Origin of the sequence: Membranihabitans marinus, assembly GCF_021729155.1 — a bacterium.
GTDB lineage: Bacteria > Bacteroidota > Bacteroidia > Chitinophagales > Saprospiraceae > Membranihabitans > Membranihabitans marinus.
In genome coordinates this window covers 63,652-89,578 of the sequence record NZ_JAJQYA010000003.1, presented here as the reverse complement: position 1 = coordinate 89,578, position 25,927 = coordinate 63,652, and the positions used below count along the sequence as shown (strand labels likewise).

General features: G+C 39.7%; 12 protein-coding genes. 3 read left to right on the top strand and 9 right to left on the bottom strand.

Going from position 1 to position 25,927, the window contains the following annotated elements; translation table 11 throughout:
- Positions 1 to 9 precede the first annotated feature (9 nt).
- The 8 genes from LVD51_RS02795 to LVD51_RS02760 form a co-directional block, all read right to left on the bottom strand.
- A complete protein-coding gene (locus tag LVD51_RS02795) occupies positions 10 to 1,632 on the bottom strand; it encodes a sodium:solute symporter (RefSeq protein WP_236969665.1) in 1,623 nt (540 codons plus the stop codon).
- Between the two features lie 11 nt (positions 1,633 to 1,643).
- Complete coding sequence (araD, locus tag LVD51_RS02790) at positions 1,644 to 2,351, bottom strand: L-ribulose-5-phosphate 4-epimerase AraD (RefSeq protein ID WP_236969664.1); 708 nt, start codon at positions 2,349 to 2,351, stop codon at positions 1,644 to 1,646.
- Positions 2,352 to 2,353: 2 nt separating this feature from the next.
- Positions 2,354 to 4,018, bottom strand: coding sequence for a ribulokinase (locus tag LVD51_RS02785; protein WP_236969663.1), 1,665 nt, complete (start codon positions 4,016 to 4,018; stop codon positions 2,354 to 2,356).
- Positions 4,019 to 4,039: 21 nt separating this feature from the next.
- Positions 4,040 to 4,744 carry an NUDIX hydrolase gene (locus tag LVD51_RS02780; RefSeq protein WP_236969662.1) on the bottom strand — a complete coding sequence of 235 codons (705 nt, stop codon included), beginning with the start codon at positions 4,742 to 4,744 and terminating at the stop codon, positions 4,040 to 4,042.
- 154 nt (positions 4,745 to 4,898) lie between these two features.
- Positions 4,899 to 6,038 (bottom strand): aldose epimerase family protein, encoded by a 1,140-nt coding sequence (locus tag LVD51_RS02775; protein WP_236969661.1) that lies wholly within the window; start codon positions 6,036 to 6,038, stop codon positions 4,899 to 4,901.
- 292 nt (positions 6,039 to 6,330) lie between these two features.
- Complete coding sequence (locus tag LVD51_RS02770; protein ID WP_236969660.1) at positions 6,331 to 7,650, bottom strand: FGGY family carbohydrate kinase; 1,320 nt, start codon at positions 7,648 to 7,650, stop codon at positions 6,331 to 6,333.
- Between the two features lie 20 nt (positions 7,651 to 7,670).
- On the bottom strand, positions 7,671 to 8,954 hold the full coding sequence (locus tag LVD51_RS02765; RefSeq protein WP_236969659.1) for an L-rhamnose isomerase: 1,284 nt from the start codon (positions 8,952 to 8,954) through the stop codon (positions 7,671 to 7,673).
- A gap of 131 nt (positions 8,955 to 9,085) precedes the next feature.
- Positions 9,086 to 11,188: a bifunctional aldolase/short-chain dehydrogenase gene (locus tag LVD51_RS02760; RefSeq protein ID WP_236969658.1), complete on the bottom strand. Its 2,103-nt coding sequence runs from the start codon at positions 11,186 to 11,188 to the stop codon at positions 9,086 to 9,088.
- 143 nt (positions 11,189 to 11,331) lie between these two features.
- Here LVD51_RS02760 and LVD51_RS02755 point away from each other — a divergent pair, with 143 nt between their 5' ends.
- Both LVD51_RS02755 and LVD51_RS02750 read left to right on the top strand, forming a co-directional pair.
- The gene (locus LVD51_RS02755) at positions 11,332 to 12,354 is read left to right on the top strand and encodes a GntR family transcriptional regulator (protein ID WP_236969657.1); all 1,023 of its coding nucleotides are present in this window, start codon (positions 11,332 to 11,334) and stop codon (positions 12,352 to 12,354) included.
- Between the two features lie 336 nt (positions 12,355 to 12,690).
- Positions 12,691 to 18,882, top strand: a complete 6,192-nt coding sequence (locus LVD51_RS02750; protein WP_236969656.1) for a T9SS type A sorting domain-containing protein — start codon at positions 12,691 to 12,693, stop codon at positions 18,880 to 18,882.
- 235 nt (positions 18,883 to 19,117) lie between these two features.
- On the opposite strand, the gene clpB is transcribed toward LVD51_RS02750, so the two are convergent.
- Positions 19,118 to 21,772: an ATP-dependent chaperone ClpB gene (gene clpB, locus LVD51_RS02745; protein ID WP_236969655.1), complete on the bottom strand. Its 2,655-nt coding sequence runs from the start codon at positions 21,770 to 21,772 to the stop codon at positions 19,118 to 19,120.
- A 377-nt stretch (positions 21,773 to 22,149) separates the two neighbouring features.
- Between clpB and LVD51_RS02740 the strand changes: the two genes are divergently transcribed.
- On the top strand, positions 22,150 to 25,224 hold the full coding sequence (locus LVD51_RS02740; protein ID WP_236969654.1) for a basic secretory protein-like protein: 3,075 nt from the start codon (positions 22,150 to 22,152) through the stop codon (positions 25,222 to 25,224).
- The last annotated feature ends 703 nt before the right edge of the window (positions 25,225 to 25,927 follow it).

Here is a 25,927-nt window from a genome sequence, read left to right as displayed (position 1 = left end):
TTTCAATATTTATATTCGTCCATTAAATACTATCATAATGCCTATAACAATTACCAATACCAAGACTGAGGCCAAAACATCCCATCTTGAATAACTCTTCTTATTGGCCAATCTGTCCTCTACAGAAGTGGTGGCAAATGTCAACCCCGATAATTTCTTTACATCAGGTGGAGCTGTAGCCAAACTGACTACTATAGCAATGATTACACATACTAGAAAGAAATAAGTACTAAACGACAAAAAATTCATCTCTCCAAACCAATAAGCCCATGAATCAGGATTAAAAGCATTGAGATTTAACTCACAAACCAATCGTATTACTGCTATCAACAATCCACTGAGCAAAGTAGCCATTGCTCCACTGCTGTTAATTCTAGAAAAGAAAATACCCAATAAAAATACGGCAGTAATAGGAGGAGCAATATAAGACTGAACCGATTGTAGATATTCATACAATACCCCTGAAATATTTTGCATAATAGGTATCCATAATATACCCAATATCACCACCACTATAGTAGCAATTCTTCCAATGGTTAATAGCTTTTTCTCTTCGGTATGAGGATAAATTTTCTTATATATATCTACCGTAAAAATAGTAGAACAAGAGTTGAAAACCGAGGCCAAAGAACTCATTAGGGCAGCCATCAAACCAGCAGCCACTAAACCCCGTAAACCAACCGGCAAAAGATTCATCATTAAACTCGGAAAAGCTTGATCGGGAGTATCCCAATCCAATTTCCCCTGTTGCTTCAATGCCAATGCAACAATTCCCGGAATTAAAAATAAAAATATGGGTAAAAGTTTTAATAACCCCGCAAAAATCGTCCCCCTCCTACCTTGGGTTATGTTTCGAGCCGTCAAGGCCCGTTGCACTATATACTGATCGGTACACCAATACCAAATCCCCACCACAGTACTCGACAATACTAGACTGGGCCATGGAAAATCGGGATCAGAGGGTGGGCGCCACATATTTAAATATTGCGGAGTCACTTCTGCTTTTAATGCCGACCAACCACCTACCGCATCCAAGCCCATAAAGGTCAGCACACTGGCACCGAATATAAGGATAATGGTCTGCAAGGTTTCTGTATACACTACGGCCTTCATCCCGCCCAATACCGTGTATACCCCAGTGAGAACAACAGTAGTCAACGCGCCTACCCAAAACGATATGCCCAAAAGAGTGGATACTACAATTCCCCCGGCATAAATAGTCACCGATATTTTAGTCATTATATAGGCAGCTAGGGAAAAAATGGATAAAAACCACCGAGCATTTGAATTAAATCTAATCTCTAAAAATTCAGGCATGGTAAACACCCCACTGCGAGCATAAAAAGGCAAAAACACCCAGCCCAACATTAGTACCAACCATGCGTGCAATTCATATATCAGCATGGGGATCTTGTCTCCTGCTCCCGCACCGGCCAGTCCGACCACGTGTTCCGACCCTATGTTGGAAGCAAATATGGATGCCCCAACCACAAACCAGCCAATATTTCTACCGGCTAAAAAATAATCTTCCGTATTCCTATTCTTTTGTTTAATTACCCAATATGCGATACCGAGCAATACCACAAAATAACCTCCAATCACCACCCAATCCAATGATTCTAAACCTTTCATATGTAGTGTTTTTATTTTTCCATATCTTGACCATAGTAGGCTCCTGCACCGTGTTTTCGTTGATAATGCTTATCGATCAAATTGTTATCCAGCCTCGGTGCATTCGGTCGGATCTGCTGAGTCAATACCGCCATTTTCGCAATCTCCTCACAAATTAGACTATTGTAAACCGCCTTCTTTACCGTCTTACCCCATGTAAAAGGGGCATGACCTGCGACCAAGATCATCTCAACCTCCCTGGCGGAATAATTCATTGCCGCCATATATTCTACAATCTGATACCCCGTCATATATTCGTACTGACCTTTAATCATCTCCGCAGTCATTACTGGAGCACAGGGAATGTCTACCGTTAAGTGATCGGCATGAGTAGTCCCGTAGATGGGTATGGCCATCTGCGCCTGAGCCCAAGCTGTAGCATATGTAGAATGGGTATGAACAACACCGCCTATACCTGGCCATTCCTTATACAACACCGCATGGGTTAGGGTATCAGAAGAAGGATTCATATCTCCATCGATCTTTTTGCCCTCAATATCTACGATAACCATCAACTCTGGACTCAAATCTCTATAGGGCACTCCACTGGGTTTAATGGCAAATACTCCATGATCGGAATCCAACGCACTGGCATTTCCAAAAGTGGCAACCACTAAATCTGCTTCTTCCAAGGCCATATTGGCCTCATAGGCCTGATTCCTTATACTATCGAATTTCATACTTAAGTGAGTTTATGTTCTACAACTTTCGCCAAATCAAGATATTTCTCATAATAAACTTGGTATTGACTTACTCGATCTGGATGAGGAATATATTCTCTTTCAAATCCAGCCCCCATATGCTTACTCGCCGTCTCCACATCGGGGTAGTAGCCACTGATAGTTGCTGCAAACATGGCCGCTCCCAATGCACACGTTTGCTCTGACCGAGCTATTCGAATCGGACGATTCATTACATCGGCCATGATCTGCATAATAAATGGTGATTTTTTAGCCACTCCACCCAAACCGATTAATCCCTTGATAGGAATACCCTCTGATTCAAATCGCTCTACAATGGCACGGGCACCATAACAAGTGGATTCCACCAAAGCTCTAAAAAGAACTGGAGAAGTACTTCCCAAATTCAAACCCGACAGACATCCTTTTAGGGATTGATTGGCATCTGGCGTTCTTCTGCCATTCAACCAATCCAAGGCCAATACACCGTAACATCCTGTAGGCACTTTCATAGCATCTACTGACAACTCTGCGATAAGGTTTTTCATAACCTTTTCCTCCAATGCCGCTTTCTCTTGGGTAGAAAGACCCATCATTTCTATCGCCTTGCGTGAACCATAGCCCACTACATCCCTAAACCAAGCATATATATCGCCAAATCCTGATTGTCCGGCCTCCAATCCTGTACAATTTGGCAAAACAGAGCCATCAACTTGACCGCATATCCCTTTGACTATCTCTACGGATTCCGAAGCGGGAACTATTAAAATATCACAAGTAGACGTCCCCATTACCTTACTCAAATAATAGGGCTCTATCTCCCCTCCTACAGCTCCCATATGGGCATCAAATCCTCCTACTCCGACAACAACATCCTCAGACAATCCCCACTTTTGGGCCCATTCTAAATGCAAATGTCCCACCGACTGGTCGCAAGTATAAGTATCGGTATACAACCTATGCCTCATTCCATCCAACAATGGATCCAAGGTCTTTAAAAAATCGTTGCTCGGTAATCCATCAAAAGAAGCGTGCCACATAGCCTTATGACCGGCAGCCGTTCTGCTTCGCTTCATAGTGTGAACATCATCGCCACCTACCAACATATAAGGTATCCAATCACAATGTTCAACCCAAGAATAGGCAACTGCAGCCACCTTGGGATTGCGTCTAATCGTATGTAAAATTTTAGCCCAAAACCATTCGGAAGAATAAATACCTCCAGAATAAGCAGTGTAATCTGTTTTCCACGATTTAGACAATGCATTTATTTCCTCTGCTTCCCTAATCGCCGTATGGTCTTTCCAAAGGATAAACATAGCATCTACATCTTCAGCAAACTCTTCAGATAATGCCAGAGGTCTTCCCTGTCTATCAACAGCACATGGAGTCGATCCTGTTGTGTCAATGGATATTGCTCTAACATATGGAGCTAGATCAGGGTGGCCGGCCAAACAATGCTTTATAACATAATCCAAGCCCTCCAAATAATCTAGAGGATGTTGACGAAACATATTAGATGTTGCATCACAATATTTCCCAGCCTTCCACCTCGGGTATTCAAATGTTTGGTGGGCAATTTCGGTCCCTGTTGCTATATCCACCAGAATGCCTCGAACCGAATCCGATCCATAATCTATTCCAAACACATAATTGCCCTCCTGCATTATAATACCTATTTTAAATAATTAAATCACTTTATCTGGATTGGGAATAATATTTAAAAACGCCCTAAACTTATTATCGTACTCCTCTTTATCTAAGCGATAATAAAAAGCACCTTTCTTAGAACTTTCCTTATCCTTTTCGTCGGTTTTTACCAGTAGTCGAGTGGACAAAACCTTTCTACTAAAATTTCTTCGATCAAACTCCACCTCATAGATGGCCTCATACAACATCTGCAATTGAGGCAATGTAAACTTCTCGGGCAACAATTCAAATAAAATAGGATGATTAGCCGCCTTGTATTTTATCTCTTTTCTCGCCTGCCTCAACATTCGATTGTGATCAAATATTAATGAAGGCACCTTGCTCAATGAAACCCACTCCGCATCATAGGTATTACTCAATTGTTTTTCATATTGGGTGATATCGATAAGGGCAAAATAAGCCACAGAAATCGTGCGATCCACGGGGTCTCGGTCTGGATTCCCATAAGCGTGAAGTTGCTCCAAATAAATACCCGTCAATCCCGTTAATTCTTCTAAAATGCGATTGGCTGCTCGACTAAAACTTTCATCTGAACGCACAAATCCTCCCATTAAACTCCACTTATTTCTTTCAGGTTCAAATCCTCTTTTTATGAGCAACAACTTTAACTCTTGCCCATCAAACCCCATTACTACACAGTCCACAGCCACCAGCATCTTGACCTGGTCATCATATCTTAACATTTATATTCTTATTTTTTCTTGAGTAAACAAGATATTTAGTTATTTCCTAATATTCAATATATTTCCCTCTGCCTTTTACGACTGCCGTTCAATCAAAAATTTATATTTAGTTCTATTGCAGTCCTCCAACCTATCCCAAAATCAAAATAACCAATTAATCGCCTTTTACCGAAAACGAATAAACGGTCTTAGTATAATATCGATCATTAGGTAGTAAAGTAACTTGGGGAAAATTAGGCTGATTCGGTGAATTGGGAAAGTGTTGGGTTTCCAAACAAAACCCAGCTCGCTTACCATAATTACCACCCCACTTTGCCTCAAGACTTCCATTTAAAAAATTACCCGTATAAAATTGGACCCCGGGCTCTGTGGTCCATACCTTCATCACCCTACCCGATTCTGGTTCTCTTACCTCCGCGGCTAGGGATAACTCTTTATCTTTATTCAATACATAACAGTGATCATACCCCCCACCTCGAGCAATCTGAATATCATCCATTTCGTCTATATCTTGCCCAATTTCCTTAAACGCCCTAAAATCAAATGGACTTTCCTGTACCGAAGCCAATTCACCAGTAGGAATCAATGTCTCATCCACAGGCAAGTATTCATCTGCATTGATCATTATTTGATGTTGAAGTATATCTGTATCCACCCCCAAATTAAAATAGCTGTGTTGGGTTAAATTGACTATTGTTGGTTTATCAGTCGTCGCTTGATATTCAATCTCCAATTCGTTTTCATCTGTCAGGCGATAGATGATGGTTACGGAAAGATTTCCAGGATAACCTTCCTCACCATCTACACTTACATAACTTAGTTCTAGTGCATTGTCCTCGTACAGTGGTTTTACATCCCATATGACTTTGTCAAATCCGCGTTTGCCACCGTGTAAATGATTGACTCCATTATTAGTGAACAATGTATAGGTAGAATCCTCTATTGAAAATATTCCTTTGGCTATTCGATTTCCATAACGGCCTACCAAAGCACCAAAAAAGGGATGGGACTTTAGATAAGATGAATAATCATTGAAGCCCAATACCACATCTTGTAACTCCCCCAATTTATCCTTTGTCCATATTTGACTTATTATCCCTCCGTAATTGAGGATGACAACCTTCATTCCAGATTTGTTCTCTAAGCTATATTCCACTATTGCCTCGTCATCGACCCATAGAGCGGTAGTATCTATGGCAATCGAATAATACTCAGTATTTTCATTTGAAGAAGATGATATACAGGATCCCAGCCCCAGTGCAATGAAGAGGATCAACAACAGGCCTATTTTCATTATTAAATCTATTTATTCCAACGATTACAATTCCATTCAGTTTTACTGCCCATTCAGACCAAATAACCAAAGTAGTTTTTGAGCCAATGATGTATTTTAGGATAATTACTTTACCGCTATGGCCACAAGATTAATTGTCCAATACACACATATAAATGTACATAAAAAACGGAAAGTCTTTGATAAAACAATAAAAATAATGGAAATAAATCAAGATTGTCGAAATATTATTCCCAACACCCCATCTAGAAGTCTTTAATAGAGACTCTTCATTATAAATAAATCAAAAGATTTATCGATGAATATCCATTTCAAATACTCCACGAGCAGATCCTGAAGGTAAATTTGAAACTTGAATTTCGAAATTTGGCAATTTATATTGGAGCATTTTCACAAATATTTCATTGGATACAAATCCTCCATCTATTATCAATTTTGATACTTCACTACTGCCTTTGGCCAAAACAATAGCATTGACTTGTAAGTCGATCAACTTGTCCATCATTTGATAATATTCCAATTCCCAATTCAAGGTAATATGTGAGGTGGGTTGCATCGCTACCAAGCTTGCTGTATCTTTTAAATATTTCAATGACACCGCCGGTGGGGTGAGTACTGACAATAGTCTGAAAATCTTAGGATTCCATTTTAGCTTCTGAAGCAATGACTTTTCCAAGTTGTATTTATTACATAGTTTAGCTTCTAATTCTTCGTATTCCTTTCCCAAAAATAAGCGAGCCACTCTGACCTGCCCCCCATCAATCCTCAATAAATTGAGACAATCGTGCTCTAAGTCATATGCATTGAGATAGTCGTTTGAAAAAGGATTGATACAAATAGACCAAGTCCCTGTTGACAAGAGCAAAAATGGTGAGGTTTCAGATTTTAAATACGGAAGCAAAGCAGCAGAAGAATCGTGAAGACCACGACCGACGGCAACGGATTTGCCCTTCCATTTTACTTCAGCATATGTGTTGGAATGTACAATGGGAGGAAACAAATCAACCAAGCCTTCGGCGTAGACCCAATCGTGATAATCCTGCTTTTTAAAATCCCATAATCCAGTGTGACAACCGATACTCGTGTATTCCGATTGCGCTTCACCACATACTACGTAACTTAAATATTGCGGAAAATGTAACACCTGAGCGATGTCTTTAAATATCTCCGGATGATCATATTTTAACCAATACAATTGTAATCCAGAATTCAACATCGCCAAAAAAGGACTTGAAGTTTCTTCACAAAATTTTTCTACCGGTCCATATTCCTGAAAAAATTGGTCGATAATATGATCTGGAATGGGCTTAAGATAATTGACAAACAAAGGTAAACGATTCCCCTGTTTATCCAGATGAACCAAGGATGCGCCATAAGCGGAAAAATTAATGGTGTCCACCTCGTAAAGATCATTACTGAAAGTCTCATCCAATTGGGCCTTCATCCACTCTTCTATACCGTTGAGGTCGTCTGATGGAAATTCATCGCGATCCAATAATTCCACAAACTGAATAGAAGATTGATATACTATTTCACCTTGATTATTAAATAAATAATACTTCTTATTGGTCTTCCCAATGTCAAAAATCGCTGATACTCTTATTTTTTCCATAAACACTTTGTGAAATATAATTAAAGTCCTGAAGATTCAACTACACTACCGCGATCTTCAATCCATAGTTTTCGAATATTTTGCTGACGATAAAAAGCTACTGCATCCAAAGGGGCACGATTTCTCAATCGATACTCTCTCAACAGTGGTCTTACATCAAAAGAAAAAGCATTATTCAGGATCTCTGCAGCTTGTACAGAATCATTTTCCAATTGCACTTCATTCAAAGCTTTGTAATCTATAATACTGGCTTTGATATATGCAATCGCTATCTGATCCAATGACTGGATGAGATCGAGAATGGGATCTTTGATATTATGACTGGCATCAATCATATATGCTATGGCTGGATTGTGACCGATATTATTGGCCATACCCTGTACAATCTCACTAAAAATCAAAAACAATTGGTAGGGCTTAATACTGCCTACACTTACATCGTCATCGGCATATTTGCTATCATTGAAATGAAAGCCTCCTAGTTTGCCAAAAGTGATCAAATTAGAAACGATTTGTTCAATATTGGTATTGGGTAAATGATGTCCGAGATCTACTAAGGTAAATGCCCGATGGCCTAAGGCATTGGCCAAGTACATAGATGTTCCCCAATCAGGGATTACCGTGGAATAAAAATAGGGCTCAAATGGCTTATATTCAATAAACAACTGCCAATCCTCTGGCATATAATCGTATATCTGACGCAGTGAATCCAAAGTATTTAACAAAGCAGTTCTTAAATTACTCTGACCGGGATGATTACTTCCATCAGCCAACCATACCGTGAGCGATTTAGACCCAAGCATTTTGCCGTAATCGATGACTTCCTTATTGTGATCTATGGCTTGACGGCGAACAGCTTCATCTACATGAGACAAAGAACCGTGTTTATATGAATGCAATTGATCGGATTGATCCTGAAAAGTATTGGAATTAACAGCGTCAAAGGCCAAACCGTAATTGTCAGCCAATTTCTTACTTTCCTCTGGTTGACTCGGTATGTCCCAAGGAATGTGCAAGGATAGCCTACCTGCCACTTGAGTCAGTTGATGAATCAATCCAATGTCGGCTATTTTTTCGTTGAGATTCCTCGGCTGACCACCAATCGAAAATCTTCCAAATCGAGTCCCCCCTTGGCCCAAAGCCCAAGTAGGAATGGCGATCTGCAATTCAGCCAATTGTGTTAATATCCTCTCAACATCAAAACCTTGTCTTTCTAGCTGTTCTTTCAGAAAAGAAAATGACCGCTGATGTTCTTGGATTTCTCCCTCATTAAAGGCCTCTATTGTATGTTGTCCTATTCTCATTTTCTCGTGTTACATCATAGTCATTAGATGATAGGTTTTTCCTACCATCTATGACTACAATCAAAGTATCCAAATATTGTATCTAATTTTCGACCGGCAAATCTTCATCATCAATCTGCCGACCTATCCTATTATCTTACAAATGCCTCGCGCATTCCACCGTCTACGTTTATCACGTTTCCAGTGCTTTTGTCCAATACACCGACCAAACAGAATACCCCATTGGCAATATCTTCTGGTCTAATAATCTTATTGAGCAAATTTCTTTTGGCATAATGTGCGGGTAATTCTTCTACTGTAATGCCATAGGCTTTGGCTCGACCTTCCGCCCATTTTCCTTCCCAAATCTTACTGCCTATGATCACACCATCGGGATTCACGGTATTCACTCGAATTCCAGATCCGCCCAATTCAGCGGCCAACAATCTCGACATATGTAGTTGAGCTGCTTTAGCTGTTCCGTAACCTACGTTATTCGGCCCTGCTACCAATCCATTTTTGGAAGCGATACTTACTATATTTCCGCCCAATCCTTGTTGCTTCATTACCCTTACGGCAGATTTTGACAATAAATATTGACCTTTGACCAATACATTTTGCAATAAATCCCAATCTCCTTGAGTGGTATCCTCTAAGGGTTTAGATATGGCCAATCCTGCACTGTGGACAACGATATCCACACCTCCAAATTCCAAACAAGCAGCAGCAAAGCTTTTTTCGACATCGGCTTCGCTGGTCACATCACAAGTGGCAAAAGACGATACATCTCTGCCAAATGAATCACTGACGGATTGCGCTCTATCATGGTCGATATCGGTAATAAATACATTGGCTCCTTCACTGGCCAATTTTTCTGCTATGGCCTTACCTATTCCTCCTCCGGCACCAGTAATAAAGGCAACTTGGCGAGACAAGGGTTTCTCCGCAGGCATACGCTGCAACTTCGCCTCTTCCAACAACCAGTATTCTATGTCAAAGGCTTCTTGTCGGGGCAATGCCGTATATTTCGATATGGCTTCAGCTCCGCGCATCACATTGATGGCATTGATATAAAACTCTGAAGCCACCCTAGCGGTTTGTTTATTTTTAGCAAAACTAAACATCCCCACTCCAGGGAACAACAATATCACAGGATTGGGATCTCTCATCGCCGGGCTATTGTCCCTTTTGTGGTTGTTGTAATAATCGGCATAACCTTGTCTATAGGTTTCGAACTGTGCATCCAAAACAGACTTAAGCGCCGCTTCATCTGCTAGGTCATCTGCAACATCTATATCCAAAACCAAAGGTTGGATTTTCGTTCTCAAAAAGTGATCTGGACACGATGTTCCCAAAGGAGCCAATCGAGACAAATCATTACTACACACAAATTCCAATACCTTTTCGTCATCGGTAAAGTGACCGATCATGGCTTGTTCATTGGAACAATACCCTCTCAACAAAGGCATCAATTTTGATGCTTTTTTTATTCTTTCTTCTTTGGCGATAGCTGAAATTTTTTCTCCCCCAAAGACTGAACCATTGGCTTCTATTCGCTGAGCCAAATAGTCTGATGCCTGTTCGATGACTTCCAGACTATTGATATAACAGTCATAAGCGTTATCCGCCCAAGTAAATAATCCATGACTTCCCAAGACCAATCCCTTGATTCCAGGATGGGCTTTCAAATACTCTTCCATTTTCACTCCGAGATCAAAACCCGGACGCTGCCAAGGCAACCATCCTATTTCTCCACCCCAAATCTGCTGAGTTATGGCTTCTCCATCTTCAGCGGCAGCAATGGCAATCAAGGCATCGGGATGCAAGTGATCTATGTGTTTAAATGGCAATAATCCATGCAAAGGCGTATCGATAGATGGAGCTCTACTATCCAAATCATATAAGGTATGATAGAACAATCCCACCATTTCATCTTCGTGGTCCAATCCGCGATATACTTTCTTTAGTTGATGTAATTTTTCAACATATAAACCCGCAATTCCCTTGCGATTCAATGTTCCAATATCACCACCGGAACCTTTAATCCACATTACTTCAACATCAACCCCAGTCAAAGGATCTTTTTCAATGGTTTTACAACTCGTATTGCCACCTCCATAATTGGTAATACGCAGATCCGCTCCCAATATATTGGATCGATATAAAAACAATGCCAAATCATCCCCTTCCATAGTAGCGGCTTTATCCTCATCCCATAGGTAATCGACATATTTAAATTTCGTATGTGCTTTCATTTTTCAATTTTACTTTTAGTAATTTTCCATTTTAATAAATTAAAACTAACTAAGATTAAACTTTCATCTTTCATAGGGTTTCATATCTATTGAATACCTATTTTACGAAAAATTTCACTGACTTAGTTACAAAATCAAGTCCAATGCTATATCTCATTAAAATTGACAATTATTCTTCTACTCCAAAATATCAGCAAATATTTAACTGTATTGCAAAGGGAATAGAAGATGGAAACATTGAATCAGGTGAAAAGTTGCCCTCCATTCCCGAGATCTGCTCAGCCAATGATATAGCCAAAAAAACCGTCGAAAAAGCCTATAATTTGCTAAAGTCAAAAGGAATTATAGAGGCCATTCAGGGCAAAGGTCATTATGTAAAAGCCACAGAATACAAACAAAAAAGACGTATCTTTTTATTGTTCAACAAGTTGAGTCGACATAAAAAAATCATTTATGACAACTTCGTCCAAACCCTGGGAGAAGATGCCGCTGTAGACTTTTATGTATACCACAATGAATTTTCCATCTTCAATGACTTACTGACCAAACCCCACCACAATGCCGTCTACTCACATTATGTGATTATCTCCCACTTCTTGTCCAGTGCCCACAAAGCCAAAGACATTATCAATCAATTGCCCAAACAAAAGCTATTGATTCTCGACAAACTAGTCCCTGGAATTAGCGGCGACTTCTCTGCCGTTTATCAAAACTTTGAAAAAAATATTTTCGACGCATTAAAAAAACTGGAAGACAGGCTCAAAAAATATACTAAAATTAACCTCATATTTCCCTTTGACACCTATCAACCTCGGGATATTATTTGGGGATTTCAAAAATTTTGTATTGAGTCTAACATTTCTTACCACGTCATCAATGACATAACTCAAGAGGAAATCCACCAACACGAAGCCTATATTACCTTAATGGATGACGACTTGGTTACTCTAATTAAGAAATTTAAAAATAAAGGCTACAAAGTAGGAGACGATGTTGGAGTGATTTCCTACAATGAAAATCCCTTAAAAGAATTGCTACTCGATGGTATTACCGTTATCTCTACCGACTTTGAGCAGATGGGAAAATCTGCTGCCAAGCAAATCCTCGAAAACACGGCCTATCACATTGAAAACCCTTTTAAAGTAATTATTAGAAATTCACTGTAATACTTCTGGTTTTTCATAAAAATTTACGGTGAAACCCTCTAAGTTAGATTTTATTATTTCAACCTTATTGGACTTAAAACTATTGTCCAAACAATGAATATCATTGCTTCTCCTCTTTTTTGCCGGTATTATTTTATCAGTCATCATTGGTGAAATTGTATTACGCATCTTATTGATATTGTGACCAATAAACACATTTGATATTTTCATAATACATATAAAACTACTTTTCACTCATTTATTCCATTACATATTTAAACAAATTATAATATATGGCACAATTATTGTTTTGAATCACATGTAAGAAAATTTTAATATAATCTTCAATCATTCATTATGGACACTAATTACCCCATGCATTTACTCTCAAAACTAAAATTTGCCTGCCTGGCACTCTGCTGTTTATTAGCCAGCACCAAGATGGTTACTGCGCAAATCTATGTAGATGCCAGTGCCACCGCCCCTGGCGATGGCCTTTCATGGAACACAGCCTTCACCGACCTTCAGTCTGCGCTAACCGCAGCCAATCTAGGTGACGATATCTATGTTGCAGAGGGCACCTATTATCCCGCCACGGCAGTAGACCGCAATGCTAGTTTTGAAATCCCCAATGGGGTAGATGTATTTGGTGGATTTCCAACAGGTGGAGGATCATTCAATCAGCGAAACTGGGAATTATATCCCACTATCTTGAGTGGAGATTTACTGGATGACTCCAATATTTCCAATAATAGTTTACATGTAGTGCGGACTACAGACATCACTATGACTACCATTATTGACGGTGTCATTATTGAAGAAGGCAATGCCGACCTAGGCGGTGATGGTGGCAATGGAGGTGGATGGTTTAATGAAGTAACTGGAGGAGCTACATCATCCAATCCCACCATAAGAAATACTGTATTTAGAAACAACATCGCCAATAACGGTGGAGGATTGTACACCAAAGGCAATAACAACACAGACGGGAGTATACATTTTATCAATTGTATATTCGATTCCAATACCGCCACTTCATCTGGTGGGGTGCTCTATGCCAATGCCTCCGTATCGGGTATGATTGTTGATTTAGAATTTGTCAATTGTCTATTTATTCAAAATACGGCCAATGGCACAGGAAATGTCATTTACAACAATGCAACGGTCAATGGCACCATCAATGCTGACTACCTCAATGTTGTATTTTATGACAATGGTCCTGCTGGACAATTGATATACAACGACGCTTTCAATAATGGCTTAATTACCAACAACATCGTCAATTCCATATTTTACGATAATAGTGGTGATATATTTACAGAGTCAGATCCCAACAACACGGTCAACAACATATCCTATTCTATCCAAGACAATGCAACATGGGGATTGACATTGGATTCAGATATCAATAATTTGATCAATACCGATCCATTATTTATTAGCCCTGCAACAGGGAATTTCAAAGTATTGAGCAATTCACCGACCATTGATGCAGGAGATCCAGCCACTACACTTACCTCGTTTTATCAATTTCAGGGAGATTATGTAGATTTAGATCTCAAAGAACGATTATTAGACAATCGCATAGACATCGGTATTATTGAATACGTAAGTACTAAATTGCTCAATTGCAAAGAAATTGTACCGGGAATTACTTTTGATGGACTAATTGAAGTTAAAGTAAGCGATATCGCAGCCGGGGCCAATAGCAAACCCGAACACGACATCTTGGTAAAGAATGGCTGGGGCGGTGTAATCTGGAGTGGTTACGGCTTGACTAAGGACGATTTAATATTGCCAGATTTCGACATTTGTCCTTATTTTGCCAAGACCCTAACGGTGGAAATCAACAATGGAGTTGGAACTTGTATAGGTAAAATGAGGATCAACAATACCCCTCCCGTATTATTAACTACTCGATTTGAAGAAGGCCAGACTGGTGCTCAATACGGACTCCCTACTGCCCAGGTCTCCAATGGAAAACTAGTGACTTACTGTGGATATGTCCCATCTCCTTCTCGACACACTCCCATTGTAACCGTACCCTGTGAAAACAGCTTAGGCGACGGAGCTTATGGATTGACTACTCAGCCCGATTGGATCATGCCAAGACTTTGTGACTTAACGAATGATACCGCAGAGATTATTTACAGAACATGGGAAGTATTCAACAAAGACGATGAGATCACTACCCTTACAGATACTATCATCGTTTTGCGTCTACCAGCTTTTGCACCAGAATCCTTTATCGGCTTCCAAGAAGATACCGTCTATTGCGAAATAGAAAACAACATCGCAGAAGGTCAAGCATTAAAGCACTATGAAGCATGGGGTCAACACCTCGGCTTACACGACTACGAAGTACCCAATGTCAAGCTTCAAGGTGTTCTATATGAATTACCCTCAGCGACTATTCAAGCCTCATATAACAATGCCAAAGCCAATGATCCAACGGTTTTAGAAAAATACCTCAACTGTGTTATTCTAAAGAAGGCCAATGGCGACAGCTATACAATTAAAGATATTTTAAATGGCAGTTATTACAATGATTTAATCGCAGGACTCAGCCCATCGCAGACACTCTACCAACACAGGATAGATGATTATAGTCCAGTATCCATACCATCTACATCCTACAACTACCGTCCCATCATTTTATTGGAGAGAGGGGACGAAATATTGTCTGAAAATGGCTATTATCTAGAAGTGACCAGTGATTGGTTTTACAATGGACATGGCAAAACACCTTTTTGGTTTGCTGGCGCATGGCCATGGATATATGGCAATGGAGACTGTGTAAGTTACTGTGATGTAGCCAGTGACGGACTCAACGGCTGCGACGTAGTAGTTATAGTTCCCGCCCTAGAAGAAACCCCTGGAAATCCAGAGTTAGGCATCCCGGAAAATTGCATCATTCTATGCCTAGAAGAATTAGCAGGCAAAGCGCATTGCAATATTACCATAAGCAAAGAAGAACATTATTGGACGAACAACTGCCCTGCGACCAAAGGTAAGGACATAGTCGTCAAACAAAGTTGTTGGGCCAATGGTCCCAACGCTCCCGAACCTTGTGAATGGGACTTCTATGAAGAAGCTGCTGCAGCAGACAATTTAGCAGTCAATGAAGAACTTTCAGACTTTGATGGAAGTAAAGGGACAATTACTGTCGTTATCTCACAATGGTTATCCTTAATAGACACCATCGGCCCTATCTTTGATTTTTGCTACCCACTCTCTAGCACTATCGGCAACTCAATCTTGCCTTGTCACATCAACCAATGTGAAGACCTGATATGGGAACACGATCAAAGATGGATATCTGTAACAGAAGACTTTCAAATATTCGCTCAACCTATAGGAACAATTTTTAGTCAAGAAGAATACGACAATGCCGACTCCGATGTCCAAGCCCTTTTCGTTCCATATGTTAGTGTAATCGAAGAACATATAAGAGCTGGCACTCAATATGAAAGTGCTCGACGTTGGGAAGAATGCAACCCTACCGTATATAGCAGCTCTAGTCACGACTGCGCTGCCAATGTACTGGCTCCATCGATTACCGTCAAAGATAATTGCGCTGGAGTCCATAGCATGAAGGTCAAGGTAGGAAAAAGAAGCATTGAGATGACCAAGGTAGCCGAGGATGAAGATGGCAATGTAACCTTTGCTCATTTAAGCGATCCATTTATTGTACCATTTAATGGTCCAGGATTCCTTACCGAAGTTTTATACGAAGCGGCAGACAGTTGCTGGAATCAAAGTACTTGGACCAAATACATCACGGTCAAAGATCAGGTAAAACCCATTGTTTCCACAGACGACAATGTTCGTGTCAGCCTCAATGCCAAAGAAGTATGGGTAGATGCAGAATCCTTTAATGAAGGCAGTTGGGACAATTGCGGCATTGATCTGGTATTGGCTCGAAGAGCTGATTGGTATACAGACACCGCCTGTCTAGATGTTTGCAACGCTGAAAAATATACAAAATGGTTAGATTTATTGGAAGATCTTGGATTCAACAGATCAGAAATGCAGGCCGTGATTGGTGGCACATACCTTTGTGGAGACTACTCCTACGACATTACCAAGTTGAGAAATTTCCTCAATGAAGAATCCGTAGAATCTCACTACTTTGAAAAATTAGTTTGGTTGTGGGAAGACAGTTATGCATGTGGAGAATTAGTGATCCACGGTTGGATATACGACATCGTCCGACTAATTCTAGAAGGCAATTGTGGATATACTCCCAATCTTAAAATTAAAGATTTCGAAATATTCCTCGACCGTATTGTAGGTAGAAGTAATTACGGTGAAGAAGTGGCCTTATTAGGAGGTGGTTGGAGTACAGGAGTACCATTTAAATGTACCGACGTATGTGAGAATCCCATCGTTGAGGTCTTAGTAGTAGATTACTGGTGCAACTGGAACACTGGTTATGCCGAAGTAGAAGTAGAAGACAAGTCGCAAGCCATCGAGCAAGTACCACTGGAAGATGTATGGTTGTCTTGTGAAAGTTATAATAAAAACTACAAAGACTTATTCGAAGCAGCTGCGGCTTATGGAGAAGCGGGAAGTTCAGCAGATGGTGCCAGTGCAACCTTTGAAGCCATCGACCAAATATTTGGATACTACGTAGAAGCATGGAAAAACAAAAACCAGCAAGTAGTCGATGCCAATGGTCAGCTCATAAATCCAGAAGACTACAAATTTACCTACACCAATATAGAATGTGACGAAAAAGAAACCATCACCAAGGTAGCAGATACCTTACACAATGGTTTTGTTGATTGGATCAATGTAATAGAAACAGAAACCATCTTGGAAGAAACATCGGTAGAAGGCCAGTTGGGTATTATGACAGTATTGTGTTCTATGCGTAATGTCCACCAAGATGTATGGATCGATATTGACGATTGCGGTATAGGCAAGATAACCCGTCGATTTTCAATGCAAGGGGGATGTGATCCCAAATCACCTGTATACATCTTTGAGCAAGTCATCTATATCGAAGCTACTTGTCCTGTAAGATTATCTATGTTTGACCTTCCGGACGACATTGATTCCAAGATCGATCCACTCTGTGTTCCATCGTTGGAAGAAGCTGAGGAATATCTACCTATTGATGTTACTGGTGAAGTAGTCTTAAAGCCAGCGTTAAATGGAGCGATTTGTAATTCTATGGCTATCGCCGTGAAGAAATCTTATATACTAGAGATACTCAACACACAAGCTGACGCCGCCCAATTGTATAAATTGGTGAGGATATGGAACATCAAAGATTGGTGTACCAAGGATCAAATCGACTATGAACAATTCATCATCTTTAAAGTCGACCCGAGTTGTGCTGTGTCACCGCCGAACGAAGATGAAGTAAATATAAATGGTAAGATCCAAACCTTAAAAGGTGAAAATATAGAACAAGTCGAAGTAGAAGCAACAATAGCTCAAACAAACTCGAAAAAAATAATGACGGCAGACGATGGACAATTTTCCTTTATGGTACCTATGAAAGAGAGTGTTGTTCTTACTCCTCAGAAAAACAACAATTACTCCAATGGCATAAGTACTCTGGATGTCATTGCACTCCAATCTCATGTATTGCAAAAGAATTTAATCGAAGATCCTTACAGTCTTATTGCAGCCGATGTCAACAACGACAATCAAATCAACGCATTCGATGTTTTGGAAACCAGAAAAATGGTTTTAAATCCTGGAAGCAAATTTGCCAACAACAGCAGTTGGAGGTTCTTTGTAAATGACGGAACCATGAGAGAGCAGTTTACAATGGGACAAGTAGATTCTGATTATTCCGTCGACTTTATAGGTGTAAAAATAGGAGATGTCAATCAAACCAGTGATCCATCCCGAAATGCACGTAGTCAATTATCGAGTCTACATCTACAGCTAGAAGATATGATTCTAGAGAGCGGACAAACCTATCGATTGCCCATAACTTCGGACAACTTTATCGATATTGCTGGAATGCAATTTACCTTGACATATGACGATGAGGCCATTGACATTGTAGAGATCGAAGGCGGTGCACTTAACATTACCAAAGACCACTATGCTCTATACCAACCGGGGTACATTACGGCATCGTGGAGTGAAGGTTCGGGATTGAATATCGGTTCAGGACAGGCATTGTACACCTTGGTAGTCAAAGCCAAATCCAATATCCAGTTAAGCGATATTATCAGTCTCACTGACAAGGTGATCAACGCTGAAGCTTATGATGGACATCGCGGTTTGAAAAACCTAGATATGCAATTCGTTCAACCGAAACGAGGATTTAAACTATACCAAAATAGTCCCAATCCATTCCAGAGCGAGACCAGTATTGAGTTTGAATTGCCAGCAGAGGATGACATCCAACTATCGATTTACGACATAACTGGTAAAGTGATCAAGATCGTTAAAGGCCACTATAAAGCTGGTCATCATCAAATCACTATTAATCAAAATGAATTAAATGTCCACGGTGTGTTGTATTATCAATTGGAGACAAACACATTGTCGGCAACCAAGAAAATGATAGTAATCGAATAAGACTATAAAGATAATATATAGAAAAAGCCCTTTACCCATGAATATGAGTAAAGGGCTTCTTTTTTATCCCTAGATTAATGATCTGTAATACGATTTAAATTTGCGATTGAGGTGGAATCTCTATGATAAATGTAATTCGTATTTATCCTTGTGCGGTATGGACCGACTTGGGATAAGCTATACCAAATACGTTTATAATTCGAAATATAACCGACATCCTAAAACCTAATTGGTATTATACAAACTCTTCTGTGGCCAAATCTTCAGCACTATAGCTGAAATTTTCATTATCTAAACTAAACTTCAATCCTCCTGAATCTGCATCTACATAGATAATTCCACCGACGTCATATCCACCCTTCAAGACGAGTTTGGACAATTCGTTGATCAATTCTTTCTGAATAACTCTTTTCAAAGGTCTTGCTCCAAACTGTGGATCGTAGCCCAAATCGGCAATTAGATTCATGGCATTGTCATTCAACTCCAATTTCAAACCTTGCTTCATTAGGTTTTTTCTCGCTTTGGAAACATGAATTTCCGCAATTTGCTTAATCTCATCCTTGGTCAAAGGCAAAAACATAATACGATCGTCAATTCTATTCAAGAATTCAGGTCTCATATTTTCTTTTAACATTTCAAAGACTTCCACTTTCGTCGTTTCCAATATTTCATTTCTATGTTGGTCACCTACTTCTCGCAGATCTTCAAAATTTTCCAAAATCACCTCTGCCCCCAAATTTGAAGTCATAATAATTATGGTATTTTTAAAATTGGCTTCTCGTCCTTTGTTATCCGTCAATCTACCATCGTCCAATACTTGTAATAAAATATTGAAGGTATCGGGATGAGCTTTCTCTATTTCATCGAGTAATACAATAGAATAAGGTTTTCTCCGAACGGCTTCTGTCAATTGCCCACCTTCATCGTAGCCCACATATCCCGGAGGCGCACCGACGAGTCTGGACACTGAATGTCGTTCTTGGAATTCACTCATGTCTATTCTGGTTATAGCATTTTCATCGTCAAATAAAACCTCGGCCAAAGTCTTGGCCAACTCGGTTTTACCGACTCCTGTAGGTCCCAAGAATATAAAAGATCCAATGGGGCGATTGGCGTCTTGCAATCCTGCTCGACTTCTACGCACAGCATCGGCCACAGCTACCACGGCTTCTTTTTGGCCAATTAACCGCTCTCCAATATACTCTTCCAACTTCAGTAACTTATCTTTTTCACTTTGCAACATTTTCTGAACCGGAATACCTGTCCATCGAGCAACGATTTCAGCTACATCATTACCAGTGACTTCCTCATTGGTAAATCTCTTTTCCTTAGAAATCTCACTCAACTTCTCTTCTGCCACTTTCAATTGCACCTCCAATTCTTTAAAATCGCCATATCGGATTCGAGCTACTTTTTCAAAATCGCTATCCCGTTCTGCTCTAGCAGCTTCCACTTCCTTCTCCTCCATTTTCTTGCGAATATTCTGGATGGTGTCTACTATTTCCTTTTCGTTTTTCCATGCTGCAGTCAGAGTATCCAATTTTTCTTTAGAATTGGCTATCTGCTCATTGATAGCGGACAATTTTCCTGCACTGCCTTCGCGCTTAATGGCTTCTCTCTCTATTTCCAGTTGACGAACTTTACGCCCCCAGTCATCGATTTCTTCGGGCACACTATCCAATTCCAAACGCAATCTCGCAGCAGCCTCATCGATCAAATCGATAGCCTTGTCCGGCAATTGACGCTCTGCAATATAGCGATGAGATAGTTCCGCCGCCGCTATTAGGGCTTCATCGAGGATTTCGATCTTGTGATACACCTCATACTTTTCCTGAATCCCTCGAAGAATGGATATGGTATCTTCAATACTGGGTTCATCGATGACTACTGGCTGAAATCGTCTTACCAAAGCCTTATCTTTTTCAAAGTATTTTTGATATTCGTCTAAGGTTGTTGCACCGATGGTACGCAACTCTCCACGAGCCAATGCCGGCTTCAAAATATTGGCTGCGTCCATAGCACCTCCGCCTCCACCAGCACCTATCAAGGTATGAATCTCATCGATAAACAATATAAAATCACCATCGCTGGCCTTAACTTCATTGATAACGGCCTTGATTCGTTCTTCAAATTCACCTTTGTATTTAGCTCCGGCAATCAAAGCCGCCATATCCAAGGAAAATATCTTCTTATTCACTAGATTTTCAGGCACGTCTTGATTAACGATTCGCCAAGCTATACCTTCAACTATGGCCGTTTTACCCACACCAGCATCCCCGATCAATAAGGGATTATTTTTCTTCCGTCGGGACAATATGTGCAATATCCGTCTGATTTCTTCATCTCTACCAATAATGGGATCCAACTTTCCTTTCTCCGCTCTATCGTTGAGATTAACCGTATATTTTTGCAGAGCTTGGTACTGACTATCGGTATTTTGATCGACCACAGCCTTTCCTTTTCGCAACTCTTTAATCGCGGCTTCCATTAAATCTTCGGTTGCACCTAACGATTTAAAGATTTTAGACGTCTTATCATTGCCTTGAATGACCGACAACAAAAGAACCTCTACCGAAATGAATTCGTCGCTAAACTTTTTTAAATTTTTCTTTGCCCTACTCAACACTTTATTGGCATCTGTGGTAAGGTATTGTTTATCTGTGCCCTCTACTTTTGGAAAGGATTCAATATCTTTTTTGATCTCTGATTTAAGTTCATTGATATTCAATCCCATCTTCTTAAACAAAAAAGACGGCACTTCATTGTCCACTTCCATAATACCAGCTACCAAATGAGAGGTATCTACCGATTGTTGATCTCGGTTGCCAGCTATTTGCTGTGCTCGAAGTATGGACTCCTGCGCTTTGATTGTGAAATTATCGTATGTCATATTTATATCAATTTTATAAATCTAGTATCAAAAACAAATCCAATGCTCCATTTTCCTATCAAATTTGAAATTTTGTCAGGTTTTCTAGAAATTTACGAACAATTTGTCAGCTATTATAATTATATTCTGCCATATGTAACCAACATTACTTTTAATATTATGTTAAATGTTAAAATCAAATATTATTATGCACCTATAATATGTTTACTAAACATAAATCGCAAAAATTATATACCTTCTTAAAAACCAAACAGCCCTTATATTCGTAAATAAAAGTAAGTACTTTTCGATGAGAAGTCATCATATTTGCGCCCAAATACTGGACTTTAGATTTTAATCGTCAATTGCTAATATATTCACTATAAAAACCTACTCTTATGTTATATATAAATAAAGATAATTTTACCGACAAAAAACGGAAATTACAACTGGTTACAACGATTGTGTTATCTTTTCTTTTTATAACTCAATCATATGGTCAATATTTTGGTCAAAACAAACCCAAATATAGACCTCAAAATTTTTCCATATTAGAAACTCCTCATTTTGAACTCCACTATTATTTAAGAGATAGAAATAAGGTCAATCAATATGCCCAATGGATAGAACAATGGTACGACATGCACCAACATGTGCTGCAGGATGAATTTAAAACCAAAAATCCATTTATCCTATACAATGACCACGGTGATTTTCAACAAACCACTGCCATCTCAGGAAGCATTGGCGTAGGAACAGGTGGGGTAACAGAGGCCTTTAAAAATCGTGTGATTTTACCCGTGGCCATGACGAATCAACAAACCTTTCACGTAATAGGGCACGAGCTCGTTCACGCATTTCAATACAATATGATATTGGGTGGAGATAGTACCAATCTTCAATCGCTTTCCAATCTACCACTATTTATGGTTGAAGGTCTAGCGGAATATATGTCTCGTGGCTCCAAAGATGTTCAGACAGCCATGTGGATGCGCGACGCAGTACTTCAGAATGACGTACCCAGCATCAAACAAATGAACAATCCACAATATTTTCCATATAGATGGGGTCAGGCCTTTTGGTCATATCTAACGGGAAGATATGGTGACGAAGTAATTCGTCCTCTATTTCGAACCACAGCCATGATAGGACTACAGAGTGCAGTACCTGCGGTACTTGGTACTTCTGTTGATTCTTTATCCGCCGATTGGCAACGCAATATTAAAGCCTTTTACAATCCATTGCTCAAAAACAAACAAGAAGATCCCATAGGTCGTGTGACCTTCAATGAAAAAAATGGTGGTCGAATGAATCTATCTCCCATGGTATCCCCCAATGGTAGAGACATTATCTTCTTCTCTGAGAAAAGAGCTCTTTCCACCGACCTATATTTAGCCGATGCTCAATCGGGAAAAATTAAGCAACGCATACCCACAAATTCATTTACGGGCTCTATAGATGGAGTAGACTTTATCGAATCTGCAGGTACTTGGTCTCCCGATGGCCAACAATTTGCCTACGTTATTTTTGCAAAAGGCAAAAGCAACATTATTATTAAGAATGTAAAGAATGGCAAAACCGTGGCCAGTTATGGGTTTAAAAATTTAAGTAAATTTAGCTATCCCGCTTGGTCTCCAGACGGTCGTTATATCGTCGTCAGTGGACTGGAAGAAGGTCAGACCGATTTGTATCGCATCAATTTGCGAACAAAACGAGCTTCTCGACTCACCAATGATCCTTATTCGGAGATTCAGCCATACTATTCTCCTGATGGTTCTAAAATATATTTCACGACAGACGAAATCAGTTTCAACCAACCTCGTACAGACAACGAATGGCATTTCAACCTTGCTTACTTCGATACCGAAACCGAAGAAATACACCACTTTGATGAGATATTCCCCGGTGCCGACAACATGAACCCAGTTGTGGACGAAAACGGAATGATGTATTTCCTATCCGATCGGGATGGTTACCGAAACATCTATATGTACAACACTATTAATTCGGAATTGTACCAGGTCAGCGATATTCTAACAGGAGTCAGTGGAATCACCTTGTTTTCATCGGCAATAAGTATCACTAAAAATGGGAAAAAACTATTTTATTCTCATTACACAGACAACAGTTACTCTATATACAATTACTACCCCGATATAGAAGAAATGGTAAAAGTGGACCCCAGCGAAGTGGATCAAACCGCTGCTATGTTGCCCACTTTTAGCCGACGACCGAATCAACTTGTTGCACAAAATTTGACCACATTAGATGATCAAATACTGGTTGATGCTTCTCTTTTCGATAAGAAAAAATACCAACCCAAGTTTAAATTGGACTATATCGGTGGAGGTGGTGGTCTTGGTGTAAGTTCAGGAAACTTCCTCGGAACCACTACTGGTGCCGTGGGTGGTGTCGACATGGTCTTTAGCGACATGTTGGGAAACAATCAAATATACAGTACAGTAGCCCTGAATGGGGAAATCTACGATATTGGAGGACAGGTGTTGTATAGAAACCAATCCTCGAGAATTGGATGGGGAGGTTCCCTTTCTCACATTCCATATCGATACGGGGGCTATGCCTACAGCATAGACACCTTACCTATTGAAAATGGTGGTGATTATGGGTTTTTAAACAAATACGAGACTTATATCAATCGGGTATTTAGAGACCAAGCCAGTTTGTTTACCCAGTATGCCTTTAACCGTTCCATTAGGGTAGAAACCGGTGGAGGATATTCACTTTATTACTACCGATCGGAGCGACACGACAATTATTACGATGATTTTGGTCGATTGGTATTTCAAGACAGACAAAAACTTGAATCTCCAGATGGCTTTGGCTTATTCAATATCGACGCCGCTTTTGTAGGAGACAATTCCACCTTTGGATTTGCTTCTCCCTTGGATGGCTACCGATTTAGGATTGGAGTCACTCAAAACTTTGGCCATTGGACCTACACTACAACATTGGTGGATTTAAGGAAATATTTTTATCTGAAAAAATCCAATTTAAGCTTTAGGATATTGCAATACGGACAATACGGTGCCGATGCCAACAATCCCAACTTGACCAATTATTTAATCTACCCAACCTTTATCAGAGGATTCTCTAAACTCGACGATCAAACCCTCAATGCTATGGGATTGTCTGATCGGCACATAAGGGGGTCTAAATTATTGGTAGGGAATGCAGAGTTTAGAGTGCCATTTACCGGTCCGGAGTCCATTGCTCTCATTCCTACTGGATTTCTATTAAGTGAATTGGCATTCTTCTATGATGTGGGAACCACTTGGTCGCAAGACAATCCATTTAAAGCTGTAGAAGGTTACGAGCCCAAGTTACTCCACAGTGTTGGGATCTCACTTAGAATCAATGTATTTGGGTCCATGATATTGGAACCTTTCTACGCTGTTCCTTTGAACAAAGGGGGCAATGGCAGCTTTGGAATGAATTTCACTCCTGGATGGTAATTGTAATTTAAAATAATCCATTTATAGGGCGGACTTTAATAGGTTCGCCTTTTTTATGATTTTCATATCGCTATTATATTTATGGAGGGAGGTATTCACTTTCGACTACTACACCATTTGCAATCAATATTTTACACCAAATGCAATGATCATCTTCGAATTTTTAGATCCAACAATTCGATGTAAAAGTTTATCATAGGGAATACAAGTACTACGTGGCCATTTTTTCTCTTGTTACTTAAACGCCTATAACATAAAATGAAAATAAAACAGGCATCAGGCGCATTGAACACATATAAATAAATCAGAATTCTATTCCGAATTCATTAAAAAAACCGAATTAATATAAAAAAATCAAGTAACAATATTCAGAATACAATTCACATTAGCAAAAACCCTAATGCAATTTCAAAGAAAATCAATTTAGTTTTCTAATTTTCACTCCATCAATATATTCGAAAATAACAAAACCCCACGCTATTACTACATCACAGCAAAATTTCACCCTTATTTTTGGCTGTCACTTATCTACTTAAAGCAGTTTTATCCTTCAATGACCCAATTTTCACCTCTCCTGCCCTTTCGCTTCCCCTCTTATATAAATCATCAACCTCTAACTAATTAAAGGCAATTTTGACTTATATATAATACGAATTACACTTATAATTTATCAATCTCACTTTCAGCGAGATTCTTATTTTTT